Source organism: Kineosporia rhizophila (assembly GCF_021277265.1).
GTDB classification, from domain to species: Bacteria; Actinomycetota; Actinomycetes; order Actinomycetales; family Kineosporiaceae; genus Kineosporia; species Kineosporia rhizophila.
Genome location: NZ_JAJSOH010000016.1, coordinates 80,464 through 102,604 on the forward strand (window position 1 = coordinate 80,464; position 22,141 = coordinate 102,604).

The 22,141-nt window shown below is 69.5% G+C and carries 22 protein-coding genes; 10 read left to right on the forward strand and 12 right to left on the reverse strand.

Annotation, left to right across the window (positions count from 1 at the left end):
* Positions 1 to 6: 6 nt before the first annotated feature.
* From LWF15_RS21910 to LWF15_RS21920, 3 genes are all read right to left on the reverse strand, one after another.
* On the reverse strand, positions 7 to 399 hold the full coding sequence (locus LWF15_RS21910; protein ID WP_232812761.1) for an aspartate/glutamate racemase family protein: 393 nt from the start codon (positions 397 to 399) through the stop codon (positions 7 to 9).
* 254 nt (positions 400 to 653) lie between these two features.
* Entirely contained in the window at positions 654 to 2,576 is a 1,923-nt protein-coding gene (locus tag LWF15_RS21915; RefSeq protein ID WP_232812762.1) for a PAS domain-containing protein, read from the reverse strand.
* A gap of 150 nt (positions 2,577 to 2,726) precedes the next feature.
* Positions 2,727 to 3,272 (reverse strand): carboxymuconolactone decarboxylase family protein, encoded by a 546-nt coding sequence (locus LWF15_RS21920; protein ID WP_232812763.1) that lies wholly within the window; start codon positions 3,270 to 3,272, stop codon positions 2,727 to 2,729.
* 128 nt (positions 3,273 to 3,400) lie between these two features.
* Between LWF15_RS21920 and LWF15_RS37745 the strand changes: the two genes are divergently transcribed.
* From LWF15_RS37745 to LWF15_RS21940, 4 genes are all read left to right on the forward strand, one after another.
* A complete protein-coding gene (locus tag LWF15_RS37745) occupies positions 3,401 to 4,276 on the forward strand; it encodes an AraC family transcriptional regulator (protein ID WP_232812764.1) in 876 nt (291 codons plus the stop codon).
* Between the two features lie 53 nt (positions 4,277 to 4,329).
* Positions 4,330 to 5,253, forward strand: a complete 924-nt coding sequence (locus tag LWF15_RS21930) for an RNA polymerase sigma factor (RefSeq protein ID WP_232812765.1) — start codon at positions 4,330 to 4,332, stop codon at positions 5,251 to 5,253.
* Between the two features lie 93 nt (positions 5,254 to 5,346).
* Positions 5,347 to 6,321 carry an SAM-dependent methyltransferase gene (locus tag LWF15_RS21935; protein ID WP_232812766.1) on the forward strand — a complete coding sequence of 325 codons (975 nt, stop codon included), beginning with the start codon at positions 5,347 to 5,349 and terminating at the stop codon, positions 6,319 to 6,321.
* Positions 6,322 to 6,459: 138 nt separating this feature from the next.
* The gene (locus LWF15_RS21940) at positions 6,460 to 7,428 is read left to right on the forward strand and encodes a VWA domain-containing protein (RefSeq protein WP_232812767.1); all 969 of its coding nucleotides are present in this window, start codon (positions 6,460 to 6,462) and stop codon (positions 7,426 to 7,428) included.
* Between the two features lie 4 nt (positions 7,429 to 7,432).
* On the opposite strand, the gene LWF15_RS21945 is transcribed toward LWF15_RS21940, so the two are convergent.
* Entirely contained in the window at positions 7,433 to 8,260 is an 828-nt protein-coding gene (locus tag LWF15_RS21945) for a PhzF family phenazine biosynthesis protein (RefSeq protein WP_232812768.1), read from the reverse strand.
* 78 nt (positions 8,261 to 8,338) lie between these two features.
* Here LWF15_RS21945 and speG point away from each other — a divergent pair, with 78 nt between their 5' ends.
* Positions 8,339 to 8,872, forward strand: coding sequence for a spermidine N1-acetyltransferase (speG, locus tag LWF15_RS21950; RefSeq protein WP_232812769.1), 534 nt, complete (start codon positions 8,339 to 8,341; stop codon positions 8,870 to 8,872).
* A 49-nt stretch (positions 8,873 to 8,921) separates the two neighbouring features.
* Here speG and LWF15_RS21955 read toward each other — a convergent pair whose 3' ends face one another.
* On the reverse strand, positions 8,922 to 9,365 hold the full coding sequence (locus LWF15_RS21955; protein WP_232812770.1) for a PIN domain-containing protein: 444 nt from the start codon (positions 9,363 to 9,365) through the stop codon (positions 8,922 to 8,924).
* Positions 9,362 to 9,625 carry a hypothetical protein gene (locus LWF15_RS21960; protein WP_232812771.1) on the reverse strand — a complete coding sequence of 88 codons (264 nt, stop codon included), beginning with the start codon at positions 9,623 to 9,625 and terminating at the stop codon, positions 9,362 to 9,364. The genes LWF15_RS21955 and LWF15_RS21960 overlap by 4 nt, the downstream gene beginning before the upstream one ends.
* A 196-nt stretch (positions 9,626 to 9,821) precedes the next feature.
* Between LWF15_RS21960 and LWF15_RS21965 the strand changes: the two genes are divergently transcribed.
* The 3 genes from LWF15_RS21965 to LWF15_RS21975 all read left to right on the forward strand — a co-directional run bounded on the left by LWF15_RS21965 (position 9,822) and on the right by LWF15_RS21975 (position 12,828).
* Positions 9,822 to 10,427, forward strand: coding sequence for a TetR family transcriptional regulator (locus LWF15_RS21965; RefSeq protein WP_232812772.1), 606 nt, complete (start codon positions 9,822 to 9,824; stop codon positions 10,425 to 10,427).
* Between the two features lie 64 nt (positions 10,428 to 10,491).
* On the forward strand, positions 10,492 to 12,072 hold the full coding sequence (locus tag LWF15_RS21970) for an MDR family MFS transporter (protein ID WP_232812773.1): 1,581 nt from the start codon (positions 10,492 to 10,494) through the stop codon (positions 12,070 to 12,072).
* Positions 12,073 to 12,147: 75 nt separating this feature from the next.
* A complete protein-coding gene (locus tag LWF15_RS21975) occupies positions 12,148 to 12,828 on the forward strand; it encodes an SDR family oxidoreductase (RefSeq protein ID WP_232812774.1) in 681 nt (226 codons plus the stop codon).
* On the opposite strand, the gene LWF15_RS21980 is transcribed toward LWF15_RS21975, so the two are convergent.
* On the reverse strand, positions 12,820 to 14,835 hold the full coding sequence (locus LWF15_RS21980; RefSeq protein WP_232812775.1) for a GMC oxidoreductase: 2,016 nt from the start codon (positions 14,833 to 14,835) through the stop codon (positions 12,820 to 12,822). The genes LWF15_RS21975 and LWF15_RS21980 overlap by 9 nt on opposite strands.
* A gap of 66 nt (positions 14,836 to 14,901) precedes the next feature.
* The gene (locus LWF15_RS21985; RefSeq protein WP_232812776.1) at positions 14,902 to 15,318 is read right to left on the reverse strand and encodes a rhodanese-like domain-containing protein; all 417 of its coding nucleotides are present in this window, start codon (positions 15,316 to 15,318) and stop codon (positions 14,902 to 14,904) included.
* A gap of 93 nt (positions 15,319 to 15,411) precedes the next feature.
* Between LWF15_RS21985 and LWF15_RS21990 the strand changes: the two genes are divergently transcribed.
* On the forward strand, positions 15,412 to 15,870 hold the full coding sequence (locus LWF15_RS21990) for an Lrp/AsnC family transcriptional regulator (RefSeq protein ID WP_232812777.1): 459 nt from the start codon (positions 15,412 to 15,414) through the stop codon (positions 15,868 to 15,870).
* A 53-nt stretch (positions 15,871 to 15,923) separates the two neighbouring features.
* Here LWF15_RS21990 and LWF15_RS21995 read toward each other — a convergent pair whose 3' ends face one another.
* Entirely contained in the window at positions 15,924 to 18,743 is a 2,820-nt protein-coding gene (locus tag LWF15_RS21995; RefSeq protein ID WP_232812778.1) for a TIM-barrel domain-containing protein, read from the reverse strand.
* A 171-nt stretch (positions 18,744 to 18,914) separates the two neighbouring features.
* On the opposite strand from LWF15_RS21995, the gene LWF15_RS22000 reads away from it, so the two are divergent.
* Positions 18,915 to 20,366, forward strand: coding sequence for a protein adenylyltransferase SelO (locus LWF15_RS22000; protein ID WP_232812779.1), 1,452 nt, complete (start codon positions 18,915 to 18,917; stop codon positions 20,364 to 20,366).
* A gap of 68 nt (positions 20,367 to 20,434) precedes the next feature.
* Here LWF15_RS22000 and LWF15_RS22005 read toward each other — a convergent pair whose 3' ends face one another.
* The 3 genes from LWF15_RS22005 to LWF15_RS22015 are packed head-to-tail and all read right to left on the reverse strand — an operon-like array spanning position 20,435 to position 22,134.
* A complete protein-coding gene (locus LWF15_RS22005) occupies positions 20,435 to 21,040 on the reverse strand; it encodes a hypothetical protein (RefSeq protein WP_232812780.1) in 606 nt (201 codons plus the stop codon).
* Entirely contained in the window at positions 21,037 to 21,573 is a 537-nt protein-coding gene (locus LWF15_RS22010; protein WP_232812781.1) for an RNA polymerase sigma factor, read from the reverse strand. The genes LWF15_RS22005 and LWF15_RS22010 overlap by 4 nt, the downstream gene beginning before the upstream one ends.
* 57 nt (positions 21,574 to 21,630) lie before the next feature.
* Positions 21,631 to 22,134, reverse strand: a complete 504-nt coding sequence (locus tag LWF15_RS22015) for a hypothetical protein (protein ID WP_232812782.1) — start codon at positions 22,132 to 22,134, stop codon at positions 21,631 to 21,633.
* Between the last annotated feature and the right edge of the window lie 7 nt (positions 22,135 to 22,141).

Genomic DNA, 22,141 nt, shown 5'->3' on the forward strand with positions numbered 1-22,141 from the left:
TGTGCTTCAGAGCTGACGAGACGCGGCGGCGCTGAGCGAAAGCACCTGCTGCACAGCCGCCTCCACGTCGTCGGCACTGGCCGCCTCGTGCAGGGCGACGACCGGGACGCTCAGCTCCCGGATCACCCGCCAGCTCACCTCCGGGTGCAGGCTGCCGCACAGGATGATCGATCCTGCCCCGGCCTCCCGCATCGACGCCGCCCGCTCCCCGAGCAGCCCGGCGGCCCCGTCCCAGTCGACGGTGACCTGGAGGTACTCGAGCTCGTGATCGTCCACCCAGTCGAGCAGGAGGCGGGTTCCCCGCGCATCGTCCCGCTGCCGCAGCACCTCCTTGGCCAGACGGTAGTAGCGCGCCGTCTCGGACCAGTTGGTCCCGCCGAGCAATCCGATCGTTCTCACTGCGGATCGTCCTTCTCTCGTCCTGGCCGCCGCGTCCTTCACCGCGGCTGCGGTGGAACCAGTAACGGGCCGGACGGGACGAGCGAGAAAGACCTTGACCGAACTCTGACGGCGCGCATCCCCTTCCTGACAGGAATCTGACGCCGACCCGAACCGAACTGGGGACGCGGGTGGGCACCGATCGCGCATCGGTGCCCACCCGCGTCCTCAGGTCGGCTTCCCGGGCCTTCCCGGCCCGGCCTCGTGATCCGGGATCAGGTGGTGCCGCTCATCGCGGCCACCTGGGCGTTGAGCTGCTGTTCGAGGCGGACCTGGTCGGTGATGTCGTAGGCGTACTTGATCACCCGCACCGGGTGGCCGGACAGGTCGAGGATTGGGTTGTAGCTGGACTGGATCCACACGTCCCGGCCCCCCTTGCCGACCCGGTGGAAGCGGCCGGAGCGGAACTCGCCGCTGCGCAGCCGGGCCCAGAACTCCAGGTACTCGTCGGAGGTGGCGTAGTCGCCGGTGCAGAACATCCGGTGGTGCTGACCGACGATCTCGGTCAGCGAGTAGCCCATGGTGCGCAGGAAGTTCTCGTTCGCGGTGAGGATCCGCCCGTCGAGGCTGAACTCGACCACCGCCTGCGAGCGGTCGATCGCCGCGACCCGGCTCTCGAAGTCGGCGTTGCGCAGCTTCTCGGCGGTGACGTCGTGGGCGAACTTGACCACCTTGACCGGCCTGCCGTCGGCGTCGAGGATCGGGTTGTAGGTGGCCCGGATCCACACCTCGCGGCCGTCCTTGGCGATCCGGCGGTACTCGGCGGAGTGGAAGTCGCCGCGGGCCAGCTTGTCCCAGAACGCCGCGTACTCGGGGGTGCCGGTCTCGTTGGGGGCCACGAACAGCCGGTGGTGCTGGCCCCGGACCTCCTCCAGGGTGTAGCCCATCAGCTCGAGGAAGGCGTCGTTGGCGTCCAGAACGACACCCTCGAGGTCGAACTCGATCACCGCCTGGGAGCGCCGGATCGCGGTGATCTTGCCCTCGAAGTCGGCGTTGCGGGCCTTGGCCAGGGTGATGTCGCTGGCGAACTTGACCACCTTCCAGGGCTTGCCGTTCAGCCCGAAGATCGGGTTGTAGGTGGCCTGGAGCCAGACGTCGCGGTTGTCCTTGCCGTAGCGGTGGAACTCGCCGGAGACGAACTCGCCCTCGGCGAGACTGCGCCAGAAGTCGGCGTACTCGTGCGACTGCGCGGTCTCGGGCGCGACGAACATCCGGTGGTGCCGGCCGACGACGTCGTCGCGGGTGTAGCCGACGGCGTTCAGGAAGTTGTCGTTGACGTCGAGAATGTGCCCGTCCAGGTCGAACTCGATCACCGCCTGCGAGCGGTTGATCGCTGCTACCTTGCCCTCGAACTCGGCGTTGGCCAGCTTGGCGGCGGTCACGTCGACCGCGAACTTGACCACCTTCCAGGGCTTTCCGTCGATGCCCAGGATCGGGTTGTAGACGGCCTGCAGCCAGACCTCACGGCCGTCCTTGCCCAGCCGGTGGAACTCGCCGGAGACGAACTCGCCGGCCCCCAGGTGCCGCCAGAACTCCTGGTAGGCAGCGGACTTGGCATCCTCCGGGGTGACGAACATGCGGTGGTGCTGGCCCACGACCTCGGAGCGGGAGTAGCCGACCAGGGCCAGGAAGTTGTCGTTGGCGTCGAGGATGTGACCTTCCAGGTCGAACTCGATCACCGCCTGGGAACGGTTGATCGCCTGGATCTTGCCCTGCGCGTCGGCGGTGGCCCGCTTGCCGGGGGTGACGTCGAGCGCGTACTCGACCACCTTCACCACCTGGTCGGTGGCGTTGCGCACGGGCAGGAAGGTGGAGCGGATCCAGAGATCCTGGTGCACGTCCTGCCAGACCAGCCGGAACTCCCCGGTCGGGTTGCTGCCGGTGCGCAGCTGCTCCCACAGGCCGGTGTACTCGGCCGACGCGGCGACGTCGGACGACACGAACGCCCGGTGCTCCTGGCCGACGATGCCGTCCGCAGCGTGGCCCACCAGGTCGGCGAACTGCTGGTTGGCCCGCAGCAGCTTGCCGTCGGGGCTGTACTCGGCCGTGGCCGAGCCGCGTTCGTAGGCCTCGACCAGGCTGGTGAGCTCGGCCAGCCGCTCGAGCTGGTCCTGGGTGAGGGCCGTCTGATCCGACAAAAGGATTCCTCCCGCTCGCAGCACAGCTGCCCGACGTGGCAGGAGCGTCGTCGGCGGCGGGCGCCGGGGGCCTGAGCACCCCGGACGGCCCTCACCCGATCAGCTCAGCGCGGCGGCCGGGCCCGGCGTGGGCCCGGCCGGGGCGACCTCTCAGCCGGCCCTGCGCAGCGAGACGGTCGGGAAGTCGACCGGCACGTCCAGGGCGATGTTCACGTAGTTGGTGAACAGGTTCAGCGCGACCTGGGCGATGGTCTCGACGATCTGCTCGTCGTCCCAGCCGTGCTCCCGCAGCTTCTCGACGTCGGCGGCCGAGACCTGGCCGCGCTCGTTCACCAGCTTCAGGGCGAAGTCGAGCAGGGCCGCGACCTTCGGGTCCTCGGACCGGCCGTCCTGCGCGGCGCTGAGCGCGTCCTTGCTCAGGCCGGCCTTGCGCCCGAGCGCGGTGTGGGCGGCCAGGCAGTACTCGCAGGCGTTGCGGTTGGCCACCGCCACGGCGATCTGCTCACCGAGGGCGGGCCCGAGCGTGCCCCCGCCGAAGGCGCCGAACGCGCCCCACAGGCTCTGCAGGGCGGCCGGGGAGTTGGCCACCGCCTTGAACATCGCCGGCACGGTTCCGAACGCGGCGTTGATCTGGTCCAGCTGCTCCTTGACCGGGCCGGTGGCGGACTCGCGGTCGACGAGCGGGACGTTGGCCATGACAGGCTCCTTGTTCTTGTTCCTCGTCCCACCTGATCGGTGGGCCGTGAGACAAGACTGCAGCCAGCGGCCGGACGATACGTGCCAGAAAGTCTTCACTTCTTAGCCGATCGTCCTAGACTGGCCCGGTGAGCGACTTCGACCGCATCTCGCCGCTGCTGCAGATGTTCCGGGTCAGCACCAGCCTGTTCCACACCGGGCCCCTGTGCGGCGTGACCACCTTCGCCGCCCAGCCCGGCCGCGGGTTCCTGCACGTGCTGCGCCAGGGCGAGATGGCGGTGACCCACCAGGAGCCCGGAGGTGGGCTGCAGCGCCTGGAGATCGACCGCCCCACCCTGCTGTTCTACCCACGCCCGCTGGAGCACGCCTTCCACAACGCCCCCACCGAAGACTCGGACTTCGCCTGCGCCGCCCTCGACTTCGACGGCGGGCCCACCCACCCGATCGTGCGCGCCCTGCCCCCGGTGATCGTGCTCCCGCTCGCCGACGTCGCCGGGCTCGACCCGGCCCTGCAGCTGCTCTTCGACGAGGTCGACCAGGTGCGCTGCGGCCGCCGCCTGGTCGCCGACCGCCTCTTCGAGGTGGTCCTGATCCAGCTGCTGCGCTGGATCCTCGACCACGTGAACGAACTCGGCCTGCCCTCCGGCCTGTTCACCGGGCTGGCCGACCCCCGCCTGGCCCCGTTGCTCCTGGCCCTGCACGAATCCCCCTCGCAGAACTGGGATCTGGAGACCATGGCCCGGGAGGCCAAGATGTCCCGCAGCGCGTTCGCCGCGCACTTCAAGAAGCAGATCGGCCTGGCCCCCGGCGAGTACCTCACCCAGTGGCGCCTCACGCTGGCCCAGCAGCAGTTGCGCGCCGGCGCCCCGGTGGCCTCCGTGGCCGCACACCTCGGTTACGCCAACGCCTCGTCCTTCTCCCGGGTCTTCACCCAGCACCTGGGCAGTTCCCCGCGTGCCTGGGTGGGTTCCGGTGGCGCTACGCATGAACAAACTGCTCTCTGACGACACTTTGTTCCTGCGCAGAGCCCGGGACGTGATCGGGGGATCATGAACGGATGGCGGAGGAACTGGACGAGAGCCTGGTGCGGTCGGCGCAGGCCGGCGACATGGCCGCGTTCGCGGCGCTGGTCGAGCGGCACCGGGCCGCTCTGCGGGCCACCGCGATCGCCCTGCTCGGATACACCGACGACGCCGAGGACGCGGTGCAGGACGCTCTGCTCACCGCCCTGCAACGGTTACCCGAGCTACGCGAGCCCAGCGCCGTCGTCCCCTGGTTGAAAGCTGCGGTGCGCAACAACTGCCGCCAGCAACTGCGGGCACGCAAGGCGGTGCCGGTGGCCGACCCCGGACTGCTGCTGCCGCCGGTGACTTCGCCTGGCGAAGAGAGGCTTGAGCAGGCCGCCACCGCAGACTGGATCCGCCGCGGCCTGGACGGGCTGTCGGCGCCGATCCGCGAGGTCATGATGCTGCGCTACTTCAGCGGGGTCACGCAGTACCGGCAGATCGCGGCGTTGTGCGGCATCTCCCCCGACACGGTGGCGAGCCGGCTCCGGGACGGGCGGAGGGCCCTGGCCCAGCAGCTCCGGCAGACCGCGGAGGCCTCGTTCGACGAGGCCGGGGCCCGGGCCGAGGCCTGGCACCGGGAGTCGGCCCAGATCGTCGGGTCGATGCTCGACGGCAGCTTCGGCACGGTCGTCGAGGACTGGTACCACCCGCACGCCCTGGTCGATGTCATGGGCCTCATTCACGGCGACCGTTCGCTGCTGCTGGACATGCTGGACTGGACGTTCAGTGCAGACGTCGGGGTGCGGCTGCATCACACGATGGCCAGCAAGGACGTGCTGCTGTGGGAGGCGGACTTCGTCAATCCGCCGTCGGACCCGGAGCACTGCCCGCCCACCATGGTTGCGCTGTTCAGCCTGGAACAGGGCCGGGTGGCGCGGATGGGTATCTCCTACGGCACGCACCATCCGGGCTGAGACCCGGATCACAGCAGATTCGGCGCAGTTTCCGGCGACCTGCGGCATCCAGTCCCGTCCGCCCGAGAAGACGAGCGCATTGGAGACTGAACCATGTCCGAGCAGCAGCCGGCGCTGATCGAGGCCCTGGGGGCCCGCGGCGTGATCCGCGAGTGGGCGAAGGGCGCGCAGACGCTGGCCATCCTGGAAGCCGTGCACCGGCTGGGCTGGCTGGACACGCTGCGTGAACCCACCCCGCTCCCCGACCTGACCACACCGTCCTGGGCGCCCGAGCGCACCCAAGGCGTGACAGACGTCCTCAAGCAGGTCGGTGTGGTGACCGAGACCGCGGGCGCCTACCAACTGACGCCCGCGTTCGCCGCCTTGGTCAACGGGGCCTCGGGGGTAGATCTGGAGAGTGTGCTGGCCTCGGTGCGCCTCGACCTGGCCGCCCTGGAGAAGCTGGACGGCACGGTCCCTGGCCTGACCGGCACCGAGGCGTTGATCGTGGCTAAAGATTCGGGGGTTGTGGCCGATCCGGTGACGCAGATGCTCTACCGGTCTGTGTACGCGGCAATTCCCGAGGTCGAGGCCGAATTGGCCGGTGGCGGGCCGATGCTCGATCTGGGCTGCGGTATCGGCGGAGCGCTGCTGACCACGGCGCAGCTGTATCCGCACCTGAAGCTCCTCGGCGTGGACATCGTGCCCGAGGTTGTGGCCGAGGCCGAGCGCCGCCGCGACGAACTGGGCCTGACCGAGCAGGTGCAGTTGCGGTGCGCTGATGCCCAGACGCTCGACGAGCGGGCCGTTTTCAAGGTGGCCTACTGGGCGCAGGCGTTCTTCCCCGACAACAGCCGGCCCGGCACGCTGAGCGCGCTGCGCCGGGCGCTGACCGCCGACGGGCTGCTGGTGTTGCAGGAGCAGCCCGCCGGCCCGACCGATGTGGTGCAGCAGGGGCTGCGCGGGATCGCGGCGGGGCGTACGGCCGAAGAACTGGCGGCGGAGGCCCGGGCAGCCGGGTTCGTGCTGGTGCGTCAGGTGACCACCAACCTCGGCAATCTCGCGGTGATGCGCAACCAGCAGCAGTAGTTCGGGCGGGCCGCGACGGTATCTGGTCGTCGCGGCCCTTTCGCTCCCCTTTCGACTGGCCTTCCGCAGGCTTTCGGGGGCGCATGCTGAGGTTTACGTCATGCCGGATTCTCGCCCTCAGGCCCGGGCCTGCGCCCGATGACCTTCCTCTCCCCGTGGTTCCTCCTGCTCCTGGTCCCCCTGGCCGGGTTCTTGGTCGCCGCGCTCTTCGTCAGCCGCCGGCGCCAGCACTTCGCCGCCCGCTTCGCCTCCCCGGACATGCTGCAACGACTCGTTCCCGAACGACCGGGCTGGCGCCGCTCGCTGACCGGCGGCCTGGGCCTGGTGTCGCTGGTACTGCTCGTGACCGCGGCGGCCCGGCCGGAGGCGGACGTGCGGGTGCAGCGCGAGCAGGCCACCGTCATGATCGCGATCGACGTGTCCGGCTCCATGCGCGCCACCGACGTGGAGCCCAACCGGCTCGAGGCGGCCAAGGCGGCGGGCATCCAGTTCGTGGACCAGCTTCCGGACGAGTACCGCATCGGCCTGGTCTCTTTCGAGGGCTTCGCCACGGTGCTGGCTTCTCCGACGACCGATCACGCGGCCGTCCGCCGCGCCCTCACCGGCCTCTCGCTCGGGACCTCCACCGCCATCGGCGAAGGACTCTTCACCTCACTCGAGCAGGTGCGCGACCTGCAGACCCGGCTCACGCCCACCGATCCTGCCCAGACGGAGGAGATCCCGGCGCGGATCGTCCTGCTCTCCGACGGAACCAGTATCAATGGACGTCCTCCCGAGGCTGCCGCCGCAGCGGCGGCGAAGGCCGGGGTCCCGGTGTCGACGATCGCCTACGGCACCCCCGAAGGCGTGATCGACGAGGGCACCGAGCGCGAGCGGCGCGTACCGGCCGACGCCGAAACCCTGGCCCGGGTGGCGGATCTGACCGGCGGAACGGCCTACCAGGCCGAGAGCGTGGAACAGCTGCGGCAGGTGTACGACGACATCGGTTCGTCGATCGCCTGGACCACCGAAGCCCGCGAACTGGCGCCCTATTTCGCTGCCGGCGCGTTCCTGTTCGCCCTGGTGGCCGCCGCCTTCTCGCTGCGGTGGTTCGCCCGGCTGATCTGACCGGCTACATCTCGGCGGCGGTTCCGGTCACCCGGACTCGTCCGTCGTCGGGGATCTCGACGCTGATCAGTGAGGGGCGGCCGGCTTCGGCGCCCTGCCGGACCTCGATCGTGGCCGGGGTGGGCAGGTGGCCGCCGGCGCGCAGGTAGTAGCCCAGGCTGGCGGCGGCCGAGCCGGTGGCCGGGTCTTCGCGGATGCCGCCGCGCGGGAAGGGGTTGCGTGAGTGGAACTTGTCCTCGGCGAGGCGGTGGACCACCGGCACGGTGCCGTCCCAGCCGTTCTGGTTCTGCAGATTGAGGACGGCCTGGTCGTCGTGGTCGAGTCGGTCCAGTACGCCGGTGCGCACGAAGAGCAGGGGGTGCGGGTTGCCGCCCTGTACGAAGGCCGGCGGGAGTTCGGGGTCCAGGTCAGCGGGGGTCAGTCGCAGCGCAGCCAGTAGCGGGGTGAGCTGGTCGTCGTTCAGGGGGTGAACGGCGCTGTCGACCGCGGTGAGGGTGGCGGTCTCGGGAGTGACGGCGACGGGTACGTCTCCGCGCAGGGCGGTGGTCAAGGTGACCGTCGGGGCGGATCCGCGGCGGGCCAGGGCCACGCCGGAGGCGATGGTGGCGTGGCCGCAGAAGGCGATCTCGGCGCGGGGCGTGAAGTAACGCACGTGCGCCGCGTCGGCACTGATCCGGGACAGGAACGCGGTCTCGCTGAACCCCAGATCGGCCGCGATCTGCGCCATCTGCGTCTCGGTGAGGTCGTCGGCACCGGTCACCACCCCGGCCGGGTTGCCCGAGAGCGGATCCGTCCCGGGGGTGGTGAAGGCGCGGAACCTGAGGATCTCCATGGTCGGCGACCGTAGCCCGGCGCAAGATCGTTCTCGCGGGCCAATCGGGCAGTACTGGCCTGGAGGTGAGCTGCTGTAATGAGCGGCGTGACGATCAGACTGCGCGCGCTGGAACCGGACGACCTCGACTTCGTGCACACGCTCAACAACGACTCGAAGATCATGACGTACTGGTTCGAGGAGCCCTACGAGTCGCTGCAGGAACTGCGGGAGATCTACGCCCAGCACATCCACGACAACCGCGAGCGGCGCTTCGTCATCGAGGCCCCCGAGGGCGTGCGGGCCGGGATCGTCGAACTGGTGGAGATCGACTACATCCACCGCACCGCCGAGTTCCAGATCATCGTGGCGCCGGGCTTCCAGGGCCGGGGCTACGCCCGCGAGGCCACCACGCGGGCCCTCGACTACGCCTTCGCCGTGCTCAACCTGCACAAGGTCTACCTGATCGTCAGCGTGGAGAACCCCAAGGCGATCCACATCTACCAGCAGGCCGGCTTCGTCACCGAGGGCGAGCTGCGCGAGGAGTACTTCGCCGACGGCCGCTACCGCAACGCCCTGCGGATGGGGATCCTGCAGCACGAGCACCTGGGCAGGACCGACCGCGAGAGCTGACGCCCGCAGCTCGCCAGGAGCCGGTGCGAGCGCCGCTCAGCCAACGACCTCACGGGGACAGATCCAGCACCCGGACGGGGCGACCGGCCCACTCTTCCGGCCGGGTGGTGGCAACCACCGCCCCTTCCGGTAACTCCGGGGAAGGCCGGGCAGCGTGAAGCGTGTGCGAGGCCGCCCACTCCTGCGAGTCCGCCACCTGCAGTGCAGCAGCCAGATCCAGAGGAAGGACCTCGAGGTTCGGCAAGGCCGCGATGTGCGCTCCGGTACCGGGACGCGTTCGCTCAGCCTCGACCAGGGCACAGGCAGCCACGTAGATCCGGGCGATCGGAGCCTCCTCGTCCGGATCTGCATCGTCCTGGCCCCGGGCGGGCATCGGATGCGCCTGAGCGATGAGCGCAGAAGCGAGTGCGTTGCCTCGGCCCGCGGCCACGAGCGCGGAGTCGTCGAAGATGATGTGCAGCATCTGCACCCAGTGCCCTGATGCCGGGCTCACCGCTGCACGGACGGCAGCGCACGCAGCCGGCGGTTGAGCTCCGCGCGGGCGTCGGCAGCGCTCTGCGCAGACGGGTCGTAGCCGTTCCACTCCTGGAGAACCGCCCGAGCCCGCTCGGCGCGCTCGGCCAGCTCCGCAGGGGTTGCGACTTCTGCGGCCAGGCGGGACAAGTAGGCCCTCAACGAGAGGCCCTGAGCCGCAGCGACTGCGGCCAGACGGTCTCTCGCCTCTTCAGGTAGCCGGATATTCGCATCGGCCATGCCGGACCTCCCTGGATCGTCCGCGCCAGGGTACGGGTACGCATGCGCACCCACAAGAGCTTGTCTTGACCGAACCATCTGGGAAGCATATACCGATCTTGGAACGGAATTTCCGCTCCATTAGCGAAAATGCCTTTCATAGGTTCACCCGAATGCTCAGCGCGCAAAACTTGCACGACGTGCAATACTTGCAGGTATGGAAGCGAAGCAGGGTGATCTGCGGCAGCGGCGCCGGAAGGCGACGGAGCGGGAGATCCACGAGGCCACCCTCCGGCTGGTCGGCGAGCACGGGTTCGAGCACGTCACCGTCGACATGATCAGCAGCGCGGCCGGCATCTCGCGGCGCACCTTCTTCAACTACTTCCCATCGAAGGAGGCGGCCGTCATCGCCGGGCCGACGGTCCTGCCCGACGACGCGCTGGCCGAGTTCCTGGCCCAGCCCGGGCAGGAGCCGGTGCAGGTGCTGCGCGACCTGACCCGGCTGCTGCTGCGCGAGTTGTCGGAGAACCAGCCCCAGCGCGAGGAGCTGAGCCAGGTCATGGAACTGGCTCAGCAGCATCCGGCGCTGATGGCGGCCATGCTGACCAACTTCGAGCGGTTCGAGCGGAGCGTGGGCGAGGTCGCCGCCCAGCGCCTGGGCCTGGACCCGCTCGACGTGACGCCGGTACTGATCACCTCGCTCGCCTTCTCGGCGATCCGGACCGGTCTGCAGAGCTGGTCGCGCAGCCCGCACTCCTCACCGGACCTGCTGCCCCAGGTCGAGCAGACCGTGGCCCTGTTCCACAGCTTCCTCGCCCCCTGAGGCGAGATCCCCGCGCGAAGGCGCGCACCCCCGTCCTCAATCTTCTTTTCCGGAGAGTTCCACCATGGCCGAATCACTGCCGGCCGCGCGAGCACCGCAGAACAGCGGGCCTTCCGAGGTTCCCGCCAACTTCTGGGTGATCTTCAGCGGTCTCATGCTCACCATGCTGCTGTCCGCGCTGGACCAGACCATCGTCAGCACCGCCCTGCCCACCATCGTGGGTGAACTGCACGGCGTGCAGCACATGGCCTGGGTGACCACCGCGTACATCCTGGCCGCCACCATCGCGATGCCGGTCTACGGCCGCATCGGCGACCTGATCGGCCGTAAGACGCTGTTCCTGTCGGGCATCGGGATCTTCCTGGTCGGTTCCACCATCGCTGCACTGGCGCAGGACATGACCTGGCTGATCATCGGCCGGGGTATCCAGGGTCTGGGCGGCGGTGGCCTGATGATCACCTCGCAGGCGATCATCGCCGACCTGGTGCCGGCCCGTCAGCGGGCCAAGTACATGGCGCCCATCGGCGCCGTCTTCGGTCTCTCCTCCGTGGCCGGCCCGCTGCTGGGCGGCTGGTTCACCGACAGCATCGGCTGGCGCTGGGCGTTCTGGATCAACCTGCCCCTGGGCATCCTGGCCCTGGTGGTCTGCGCCGTGGTGCTCAAGCTGCCCAAGCGCCAGGTCCAGGCCCGCCTGGACGTGGTCGGCTTCGTGCTGATGGCCGCGGCCGTGACCAGCACCGTGCTGGTGGCCGACTGGGGCGGCACGGAGTACGACTGGACCGACCCGATCGTGCTGGGCACCGGCGCCGGCGGCATCCTGGCCTGGGTCCTGTTCTTCGTCTGGGAGTCGCGCGTCGAGGAACCGCTGATCCCGCTGCACCTGTTCCGCAGCCGCATCTTCAACCTGGCCACGCTGATCGGCATGATCGTGATCGGCGTCGGGATGTTCGCGATCATCGGCTACCTGCCCACCTACCTGCAGATGGTCTACGGCGTCAGCGCCACCGAGTCCGGGCTGCTGCTGATCCCGATGGTGGTCGGCATCATGTCGGCGGCGATCCCCTCGGGCAACGCGATCAGCCGCACCGGCCGCTACCGCTGGTACCCGATCGCCGGCGTCGCCCTGGTCATGGTCGCCGCCCTGGCCATGAGCACCCTCACGGTGGACACCGTGCTCGCCCTGATCTGCGTGTACGTCTTCATCCTGGGCGCCGGCCTGGGCCTGATGATGCAGACCCTGGTGCTGGCCGTGCAGAACGACTTCCCCGCCTCGGACGTCGGCACCGCCACCTCGGCGAACAACTTCTTCCGGGAGATCGGCGCCACCCTGGGCATCGCGGCGGTGGGAGCGGTGTTCACCAGCCGCCTGACCGACCAGCTCGCCCAGCGTCTGGACGCGTCCTCGGCCCAGGCCGTGGGCAATGCCGACTCGCTGACCCCGGCCCTGGTGCACGCCCTGCCCCAGGCCGCCCAGGACGCGGTGATCGCCTCCTACCAGCACGCCCTGACGCCGGTGTTCCTGTACCTGATCCCGATCTTCGCGGTCGGCCTGGTCCTGGCCTTCCTGCTGCCGGAGAAGGAACTGTCCGACGGGCACGTGGCCGAACCGGACGCCGATCCCGTGGTCGAGGACGCCCGGGTGTGAGCGACGGGGACCGGGGACGACGCGCTCGCGTCGTCCCCGGTTTCTGCTTTGCCCTTGGTCGGTAGGGTCGTGGCCGTGGACCTTGAACTGGGTGGGCGCGTCGTTCTGGTGGTGGGCGGTACCGGGCTGATCGGGCGGGCGGTGGTGGGGCGGCTGCGGCAGGAGGGCGCCACGGCGCTGGTCGCCTCGCGGCATGCCGAGGAGGGGCTGGTGATCGATGCGCAGGATCAGCAGTCGGTGCAGGCCGGGTTCGCGGCGGTGCTGGAGCAGCACGGCCGGCTGGACGGGCTGGTGGTGACGGCGGCGCCGAGCGCGCAGACGCTCGATCCGGCGCGTAACTCCGATCCGGAGCAGGTGCTGGAGGCGGTCGATGCGAAGGCGTTGTCGTTCCTGCGGCTGGTGAATGCGGCGCTGCCGGTCATGACCGCCGCCGGTTACGGCCGGATCGTCGGGATCAGTGGGCAGAACGCCTTCCTGACCGGCAATGTGACCGGGGCAGTGCGCAATGCGGCGCTGATCGTGGCGGCGAAGAACCTGGCCGACGGGGCTGCCGGGTCGGGAGTCACGGTGAACGTGGTCAATCCGGGGCCGGTGACCGAGGATCCGGCGGCCGAGGTGCAGCCGGGGCGTCCGGGCGAGTCCAGTCCTGAGCAGATCGCGGACCTGGTCACGTTCCTGATTTCCCCGCGCGCGGGCGCGATCTCGGGTGAGTCGATCGCCACCGGGCATCGGGTGCGGGGCACGACCTCACTGTGATCCGCCGGTCATCTGCTCCACGCTGCGCAGGGCGGTGGCGAAGATGGTCAGCACCGGGTTCACCCCGCCGTTCGTGACGTGCACCGAACCGTCCATGATGCGCAGGTTCTCGTGCCCCCACACCCGGCCGTACTCGTCCACCACCGAGTTCGACGGGTCCGAGCCCATGCGCAGGGTTCCGGCCTGATGCTGGCCCCCGGAAGGACCTTTCCGCGCTCCGCCGAACTCGGCAACGTTCACCGCTCCGGCCGCTCGCAGCCAGGTGCCGCTCGTCCGGCTCGTGAAGTCCCGCGCGCGCAGGTCTTCGGGGTGGATGCTGCCGCTGAAGCGCGCCACCGGCACACCGAAGGGGTCGCGCACGTTCTCGTCCACCCGCACCCGTGATTCGGCCGAGGTCATCTCCTGCACCGGGCCCATCAGGCGCAGGCTGCGGCGTACGTAACGGCGCATGCCCTCCTTACTCGCCGGGCCGGTACGAGGGATGAAGCCGGCGCTGACCAGGTACCAGTAGGTGTTGGCCGGTGTGGCCACGAACTCGTCGGCAATGATGCCGCCACCGACGATGTCGCCGTTGTGATGGCGGTAGTCGGTGGTGGCGATCGACGGGCCCGGACCGATCAGGTCTTCGACCACATCCTCGAAAAGCCCGAGAGCACCGCCGTAGACGTGACCCTGCAGATGGCGCCCGACGAGGTCGTTGTTGTTGCCGATGCCGTCGGGTTCGCGATCGCTGCGGCTGTTGAGCAGCAGTCGCGCCGACTCCACCGCGCCGGCCGACACCACGATCTCGGCGGCGTGGATGTCGCGCCGCCACACCACCCCGTCCACCTCGCCGACGAGAGTGGCCCCGACAACGCGCCCATGGACGTCCGTAAGCAGTTGAGAAGCCCTTGTGCCCAGGACGATCTGCGCCCGGCCGGTGGCGAAAGCCCGCGTGAGCATGGTGTTCTGCGAGCCGTTCTTGGCATCGTCGGGGCAGGAGAACCCGATACACAGGTTGCACTGTGAGCAGGCGCGACGGCCCAGGTAAGGCCGCGAATTGATCAGCAGGGGCACAGGCACGGTGCCGAAGCCCAGAGACTCGGCGGCCTGGGCCAGGCGCTCCCGCCGAGATCCGCTGGACAGCGCCGGCATTGGAAGCTCGCGAGCGCGGGGGCCGGCCCAGCGACCGTCGTGCGGGCCTCCGCTGACTCCGATCTCCCATTCGGCGCGTTCGTAGTAGGGCTCGAGGTCCTCGTAGGAGATCGGCCAGTCCTTGAGCGCACTGCCCTCCGGCACCCCGTAGGTGGAGGCCATGCGGAAGTCGAGCGGGCTGAAACGCCAGGCCTGGGCGCCGTAGACGCGGGTGCCACCACCGGCGGTGAAGGCGTTGTTGTTCCAGGACCCGTCCAACGGCGTTACTATTTGGCCGTTTTCGAGCACCCGTACATGTTCAGCATCCGTTGGACCACTCAGCGGTGCGAGACCCCAGTCCGAACGAGGGTTCCGCAGATGATCGCGATGCAGTTCGTCGATCGAGGGCCACTGGCCCGCCTCCACCACCAGCACCCGGCGACCGGCCTCGGCCAGACCGCAGGCGGCCACCCCGCCACCGGCACCCGAGCCGATCACGATCGCGTCGTAACGACTTTCGAGATCCCTCGGATGGACGATCGTGCGCGCGGCTTCGGCGGCGGGTACCGGATCGGGCCAGCCCCCCAGAGGTTCGGCCTGCCAGCCCACCATGCGCCACGAGGCCGCCCCGGCGTTACCGCCGTTCGCCGGATCGGCGTAGTAGCCGCCCGCGACCATCTCGGCGAACCAGTCCCAGTGTTCGCTCGCAGTCGCCTCCCGGGCCACTGCCTGCAGGCGCTCGATCCAGTCGGGGCGCTCGGCCAGCAGTGAGGCCAGGAACCCGACGCCCCCGGCCTGGGAGGCCGAGGGGTACTCGTCGGGCGGGATCACCTGGTCCATCAGTGTGCCCAGGCGTTCCCAGGTGGCCTCGTCGAGCGGATTGGCCGGGGACACGGGCGGCTCCTTCGTGGCAGGGGACCTGAGGTGCCCCCAGCCTAGGCTCGAGACCGGCCCTAGGCTTCAGACCGGCGCGGCCAGGGGATCGGGCGCCTGGCGGGTACGGCCGGTCTCGGTGGCGACCGCCAGTCCCTCCCGGACCCAGTACTCGAATCCGCCGATGAGTTCCTTGACCGCGGTGTAGCCCCGGGTGGCGAGATCCAGACCGGCCTTGGTGCTGCCGTTGCAGCCGGGACCCCAGCAGTACACGACGATCGCGGTGCCGAGGTCGGGTGCCACCTCGCCGATGCGTTCGAGCAACCGCGGGCCGGGGATGTGCACTGCCCCCGGGATGCGTCCGGCCCGCCATCCCTCCTCGGAGCGCACGTCGATGACCAGGGGCGCGGCGCCGGCGGCCCGGGCTGCCGCGAGGTCGGCCGGGTCGGTCTGGAAGGCGAGTTTGGCGGCGAAGAAGGCGGCGGCTGTGAGCGGGGTTTTCATGCCTCCAGACAACCTGAGGACGCCGGTGGGCACCATGGGCATCCCACGGCACCTACGGCTTGTGGCCGTGGATTCGCTGGTAGCTTGCGCAGCATGTCGACGAATCCACGGCCGTCACTGGATGCGACCGATCATCGCATTCTGGAGGAGCTGCAGGAGGACGGCCGGATCTCGGTCGCCGACCTGGGCCGGGCCATCAGCCTGTCGGCCAGCGCGACCACCGAGCGCCTGCGCCGGCTGACCGACAGCGGCGTGATCGTGGGCTACAGCGCCGTTCTTGATCCGGAGGCCCTGGGCTACAGCGTGACCGCGTTCGTCCGGCTGGCCTACCCCAGTGGCAACTACAAGCCGCTGCACGACCTGCTCGACGTGACCCCCGAGGTGATCGAGGCGCACCACGTCACCGGCGACGACTGCTTCGTGCTCAAGGTGCTGGCCCGTTCCATGCGTGACCTCGAGCGGATCACCGGCAGGCTGGCCACGCTGGGCGGGATCACCACCAACGTCGTCTACTCCAGCCCGCTGCCCCGGCGGAACCTCGCCCCCGCCTGACCCTTACCACTCGAGTGCCCTCGCCGGGCAGTCGGTCCGGCAGCCCTTTCCTCTCAGAAGCCGGGCACCTTGCCGCCAGAGCGCACGAACACCGGCATGGTGTCGAGCGTGCTCGTGATCTCGGCCGTGGTACCGCCTCGGTACTTCTTGCCGGTGAAGCCATCGGTCCAGGTGCTGCCGGGTGGGAACCAGACCGACGTGGTGGCGCTGGTCCCCGGGGAGGTCACCGGGGCGACCAGGAGGTCAGGCCCGTACAGGTACTGCGTTCCCGCGGTGGCATACGCCTCCTGCTCCTTGGGGTAGGCCAGGTACAGCGGGCGTGTGATCGGGGTGCCGGTGCGGGTGGCCTCCTGAGCCGCCCTGTAGGTGTAGGGCAGCAGGGTGCGGCGCAGCTTCAGGAACTTCTTGGCCGATGCCTCCGCAGCCGGCCCGTACTGCCAGGGCAGCCGGTCGCTGTGGTTGGAGTGCAGCCGGTCGATCGGCTGGAACGTGCCCAGCTGCACCCAGCGGGCGTACAGGTCGTCCGGCAGCTTGGTGCTCCCCGGCTCCGAACCCGGCTCCTGCAGTCCGCCGGTGTGACCACCGATGTCATGGCTGACCGCCGCCAGCCCGGTCGCTACTCCCTCCCCCGGCGTGTAACCCACCTGCGCCTGCAACGACGCCCAGCTCGAGGTGGTGTCCCCGGTGAAGTGCAGCGTGGTCCGCTTGTCCGCCCATGGACCGGTGGGCAGCGGCGCCGGGTTCCCGTACCCGCCGGCCTGCAGCGAACCGTACGCCCGGCTGAACGCGAACCCGTTGCGATCGGCGTACTGCTGGTTGATCCAGGCGTCCGGGGTGACCCCGGGCAGCGTGGACTGGGAGGCATCGCAGCACCAGTCCAGCCACCAGAAGTCCACGCCGTAGCTCTCCATCTCGTCGTGCAGCTCGAGGTAGGAGGCCAGCTGGTCGGAATCACCCCAGTCGAAGGTATAGCAGTCGGGCCCGCCGTTGCATCCGGTGCGGGCCAGCTTGCCCTTGGCCCTGTCCTGCGCGGCCGCGAACTGGGGGTCGTTGCCCATGATGCTCGGATGGATGTTCAGGGTCGTGTGCAGCCCCTCCTTACGGGCCCAGTCGAAGAAGCCCTTGGGGTCGGGGAACTTGGTCTTGTCGATCGACCAGCCGTTCCACAGGTCGGGGGTCTTGTAGTCGGTGTCGACCACGAGCACGTCCAGCGGCACCCCCTCGGCCTTGAAGCGGGGCACGATGACGTCCTGGAAGTCGGCGGCCGTACGGTCGTAGTACTCCGCGTACCAGACGCCGTAGGCCCACTTCGGCAGCAGAAGGGTGGGCCCGGTGAGCCTGCCCAGGTCGGCGAGCGCGGCGTCGTAGTCCTGCCCGTAACCGAAGACGTAGCCGTCCTGGTAGCCGCCCGGGACCGCGGGTCGCTGGGTGACCTTCTTCGACTTAGGCTGCCACAGGGCCGAAGCCGTGTCGTCGAGCAGTGACCAGCCGTCGTGGAACAGCAGGCCCGGCACGGTCCGGGCCACTCCGTCGACGCCGTCCAGGCCCCGCCGGTAGCCCCCCAGCGGTGCGTGCGGCGCCAGCAGCGGGGAGTCGGCCTGGGTGAACGCGACGGTGTCGAGGTTGATGTGGCAGCTCGCCTCGGTCGGGCAGCCGATCTTCACCTGGTTCGTTCCGGCCGCGAGCTGGACCGGCGCGGCGACCGTACGCCAGTAGTCCCAGCCGCTGGTCGGTTTCAAGTCGATGAGGGACGCTGGTGAACCCTCGGTCTGGGCACTCACCGAACGCGTCTGGACGGGTTGAGAACCCGCCTTGCCGTTGGCGTACCGCAGTTGGATCCGGTAGGAACCGGTTCTGGGCACATCGGTCACGGTCAGCGTGTCCGAGGCCGTCACACCTTCCAGCCCGGCGACGAAACTGCCCTGGGAGGCGCCGTTGTGATCATCCGCCTTCTTCGCGCCGCCGGCGAGCTCGCCGCCGTCGGCCTCACAGACGTCCCCAAATGCGCAGGGCTCCGGTTCTGGCGGTCCCGGTGCCGGGTACGCGGCCCCGGGCTCCTGGACGGCGACGCTGTCGACGTTCAGGTTTCCCGATTCGGCCGGGCCGCGAACGATCTTCACCTCGTGACGGCCCGCGCTCAGTTCCAGGGGCACGGTGACCACCGACCAGGCGTTCCAGGCGGCAGTAGGCGGCAACGTGAACTGACGGCCCGCGTCGCCGTCCACCACCGCACGCAGGGTGCGCTCGGTGATCTGGCCGTCGCCACCCTGTGCGTTCGCGTAGCGCACGGCCAGCTGGAACGTCCCCGCCGAGGGCGCCTCGACCGAGAAGCGCAGGAAGTTGCCGGACCCCTCGTAGCCGGCCACGAAACCGTTCCCGGTGTAGCCGGAATGGTTGACGGCCGAGGCAAGTCCGTTCAGCGAGAGTGCCTCCGCCTCACAGAGCCGTCCGAACACACAGTTCACCGCCCCCTGACCGGCCCACGGCGAGGCCTCCACCTGCTGCCGGCCGGCTTTCAGGCTGATCTGCAGGTTCTCCCCGGTGAACTGGCCCGAGCCGACCTTGTAGCGCAGGAGCAGCTCTCCGGTGTCGATGTTCAGCCAGCCCTTGGACGTGCGGGTGGTGAAGCGCGGGGTCCGGAAGGTGTCGCGGCCGACCACGTTGAAGGTCCCGGCATCGACGAACGCCTGGTTGCCCGCGTACTCGGTGCGGATCAGGGTCGGCGAGAGCACCTGGAAGCGTGCCTGACCGGAGATCACCGCCTGGGCTCCGGCGACGGCGTGGGCGTTCGGTACGAACGCGACTGCGGGGAGCAGCACCGCCAACGCGATGCCGAGCAGCATCCACATCGGGCGCCTTCGTGAACCGGGCATCCTTGCCCCACCTCTCGGCGCTCGCCGTCGAGCGCGGAATAGCTACACGCGTTGGTGCCAGCATTCTTATCGCGACAGGGCAACGATGTCCATAGTCGGGCAAATCGGTGAATAATGGGGCGGGGCCTGGCTGTGGTGGCAGGGCCAACTGCCAGACGTAGGCTCGGAGGCATGAGCGTCACGTTCCGACTGGACAACCGCTTCGCCCGGGAACTGCCCGAGATGGCGATTCCCTTCACCGGCGATGCTGCCCCCGCGCCTCGGGTGCTGGTGCTCAACGAACCCCTTGCTACGGAGCTGGGTCTCGACCCGGCCTGGCTGCGCAGCGACGAAGGGGTGCAACTGCTGCTGGGCAGGAGCGTTCCCGAGGGCGCCACCCCGGTGGCTCAGGCCTACTCCGGGCACCAGTTCGGCGGGTTCTCGCCCCGGCTGGGCGACGGGCGGGCGCTGCTGCTGGGCGAACTGACCGCCGCTGACGGCAGCCTTCGCGACCTGCACCTGAAGGGCTCCGGGCGTACGCCTTTCTCCCGCGGGGGCGACGGGCTGGCGGCGGTCGGCCCGATGCTGCGCGAATACGTGATCAGCCAGGCCATGCACGCCCTCGGCATCCCCACCACCCGTTCGCTGGCGGTGGTGGCCACCGGGCGTCAGGTACAGCGCGAGACCCTTCTGCCCGGTGCGGTGCTGGCCCGGGTGGCGAGCAGCCACCTACGGGTCGGCAGTTTCCAGTACGCGCGAGCCACCGGAGATGTGGAGCTGCTCCGCCGCCTGGCCGACCACGCCATCAACCGGCACCACGCCAGCGCCGCCCAGGCCGAGCGTCCTTACTTGGCTCTGTTCGAGGCGGTGGCCGCCGCGCAGGCCGCCCTGCTGGCCCGCTGGATGCTGATCGGGTTCGTGCACGGCGTGATGAACACCGACAACATGACGATCTCGGGCGAGACCATCGACTACGGCCCCTGCGCCTTCGTCGACGCGTACGACCCGGCCACGGTGTACAGCTCGATCGACCACGGCGGCCGTTACGCCTTCGGCAACCAACCGGGTATCGCCGAGTGGAACCTGGCCCGCCTGGCCGAGACCCTGCTGCCCCTGATCGACGACGACCAGGACAAGGCGGTCGAGCTGGCGGTGGAGAGCCTGAAGGGCTTCGCCGCGCAGTACCAGAACGCCTGGATCGTCGGTATGCAGGCCAAGCTGGGGCTGCCCGAAGGCCTGGACGACGTGCTCGTCGCCGAACTGATCGCCGAACTGCTGGGCCTGCTCCAGACCCACCGGGTCGACTACACCGCGTTCTTCCGCTCCCTGTCCGGCGCAGCCCGTGGTGACGCCGAGCCGGTCCAGCGGCTGTTCCCGGAGCCGGCGCTGTCGGACGAGTGGCTGTCCCGCTGGAGGGGTCTGAACCCTCAGGCCTCGCTGATGGACACGGTGAACCCGGTCTACATCCCGCGGAATCACCTGGTCGAGGAGGCTCTGAGCGCGGCCACCAGCGGGGACCTGGCCCCGTTCGCACAGCTGCTCGAGGCAGTTGCAGCTCCTTACGACGAGCGGGCCGGGCTGGAACGGTACGCGGAGGCCGCGCCGGCCGACTTCGGGGCGTACACCACGTTCTGCGGTACCTGAGCATCGGCCGGCTGCTCAGCTCAGGTCGCCGACCAGGCGACAACGGCGGCCACGTCAGGAAAACTCGGTCAGAAGGCCTCGTCGTACACGGAGCGCAGCTCAGTCGACGCCACGCCGCTGTACCCGCACCCGCGCACCTGGCCGTCCACGGCGGCCACCAAATACGTCTCCCCCTGCGCTAAAGTCGTTCCACCGAGCAGGGACTCGCTGGCCCCACTGGTCTGCTCGACCTCCAGCACATCGAACTGGGGACCGGCCCAGACGTGCGAAACCGCCAAGGCGACCACCCCGTCACTGATGGTGCGGACAGTTGCCTCCACCGCGATGTCCACTGTGCGCAGTTCGGCCGCCTCGGGGGCGGGGCATTTGCTCTCTGCCCCGGAACCGTCGAGCACGACCCGCTCGGTCACGGGTGACTCGGCCTGCACACCGGGCTCGGATTCACCGCTCAGATTGACCACCACACCCGCCACGACGGCCGCCGCGAGACCGGCTGCAGCGGCGGACCACCCGACCCGACGACCCCGCGAAGGTGGCCTGAACCGCGAAGGAGACGGAACCTCGTCCATGATCCGGTCGGCCAACGCCGAGACACTCTCGGCCGGTAGAGGTGGCAGTGACCGCGCGGGATCGGCTCCGCGCAGTTGCTCGCGCAGTTCGTCGTCGGACGTCATCGCTGCCTCCTCTCCTTCGCCGGGGTGTCGTGGCCGCCCGTATCGCCGGACGACTCCAACTGGGCCCGCAGCCGTTCTCGCGCCCGGTGCAGCCGGATCGTGGCCGCGTTGACCGAGATGCCCAGCACCTGGGCGATCTCCGGGGCCGTCAGGTCCTCCCAGGCCCACAGCCGCAGCAGTTCCGCGTCCTGCGGCCGCAGCAGTTCCAGAGCAGCACTCAGATCAGGGGACGTGTGGTCACCGGTCGGGCGCGGAGGGTCAAGGACGGCGATGCGGGCCACCAGGCGATCCTGGCGACGCCGGCTCCGCTCGGCGTTGGCCAGGCAGTTCCGGGCCACCCCGTAGGCCCAGGGCAGGGGCTGCTCGGGCACCTCGTCCAGACGCCGCCAGCACACCAACAGCGTCTCGGAGAGCGCGTCCTCGGCGGTCGCCGGGTCAGTGCGCCGCGCCAGGAACCGCCGTAACGGCTCCATCAGCGCGGCTATCAGGCCCTCGAACTGTGCCCGCCGCTCGTCGCGACCCACTGAATCCACGCCTCCGTATGTCCAACCGGACGGGGATCCTTTCACCTGTGCATACGGAGGGCGAACCTAGCTTCCCGCGGACGGGAACGCCGCGTCGTAGCTCTCCTGCAGCGACGGGTCATCAGCCACGCCGCTCAGGCAGTCGGCCACGTCCCCGTCAGAAACCGTGAGCAGGTAGGTACGTCCCACCTCGAAGTCACCGCCGCCGCTCAGAGCCTCGGAGAAGTCGCCCCGCTGCCGCAACCGCACCTCGCTCCCGGGCTCGCCCTTGAAGGTGCGGGTGACCTGCAGGCCGGCCAGACCGTCGGCCAGGCCGGTGACCTCCCCGGCGAAGACCAGATCGGCTTCTTGCAGATGGCTGGGCTCAACCGGGCGGACGCACTTGGCCGCCACTCCTCCCACCTCGAACGTCGGGATCTCCGAGGCCGGGGAAGCGGCGACCGTGGCCACAGTTGTGGTGGCCTCGGCCGGACCGGGGCGGGTGAGCAGGTAGCCACCCACGGCGACGGCCATGACGGTGGCCAGGGCGATCGCAATGAACCAGGGCTGAGGAGTGGGGCGGCGGGTCATGACTTCC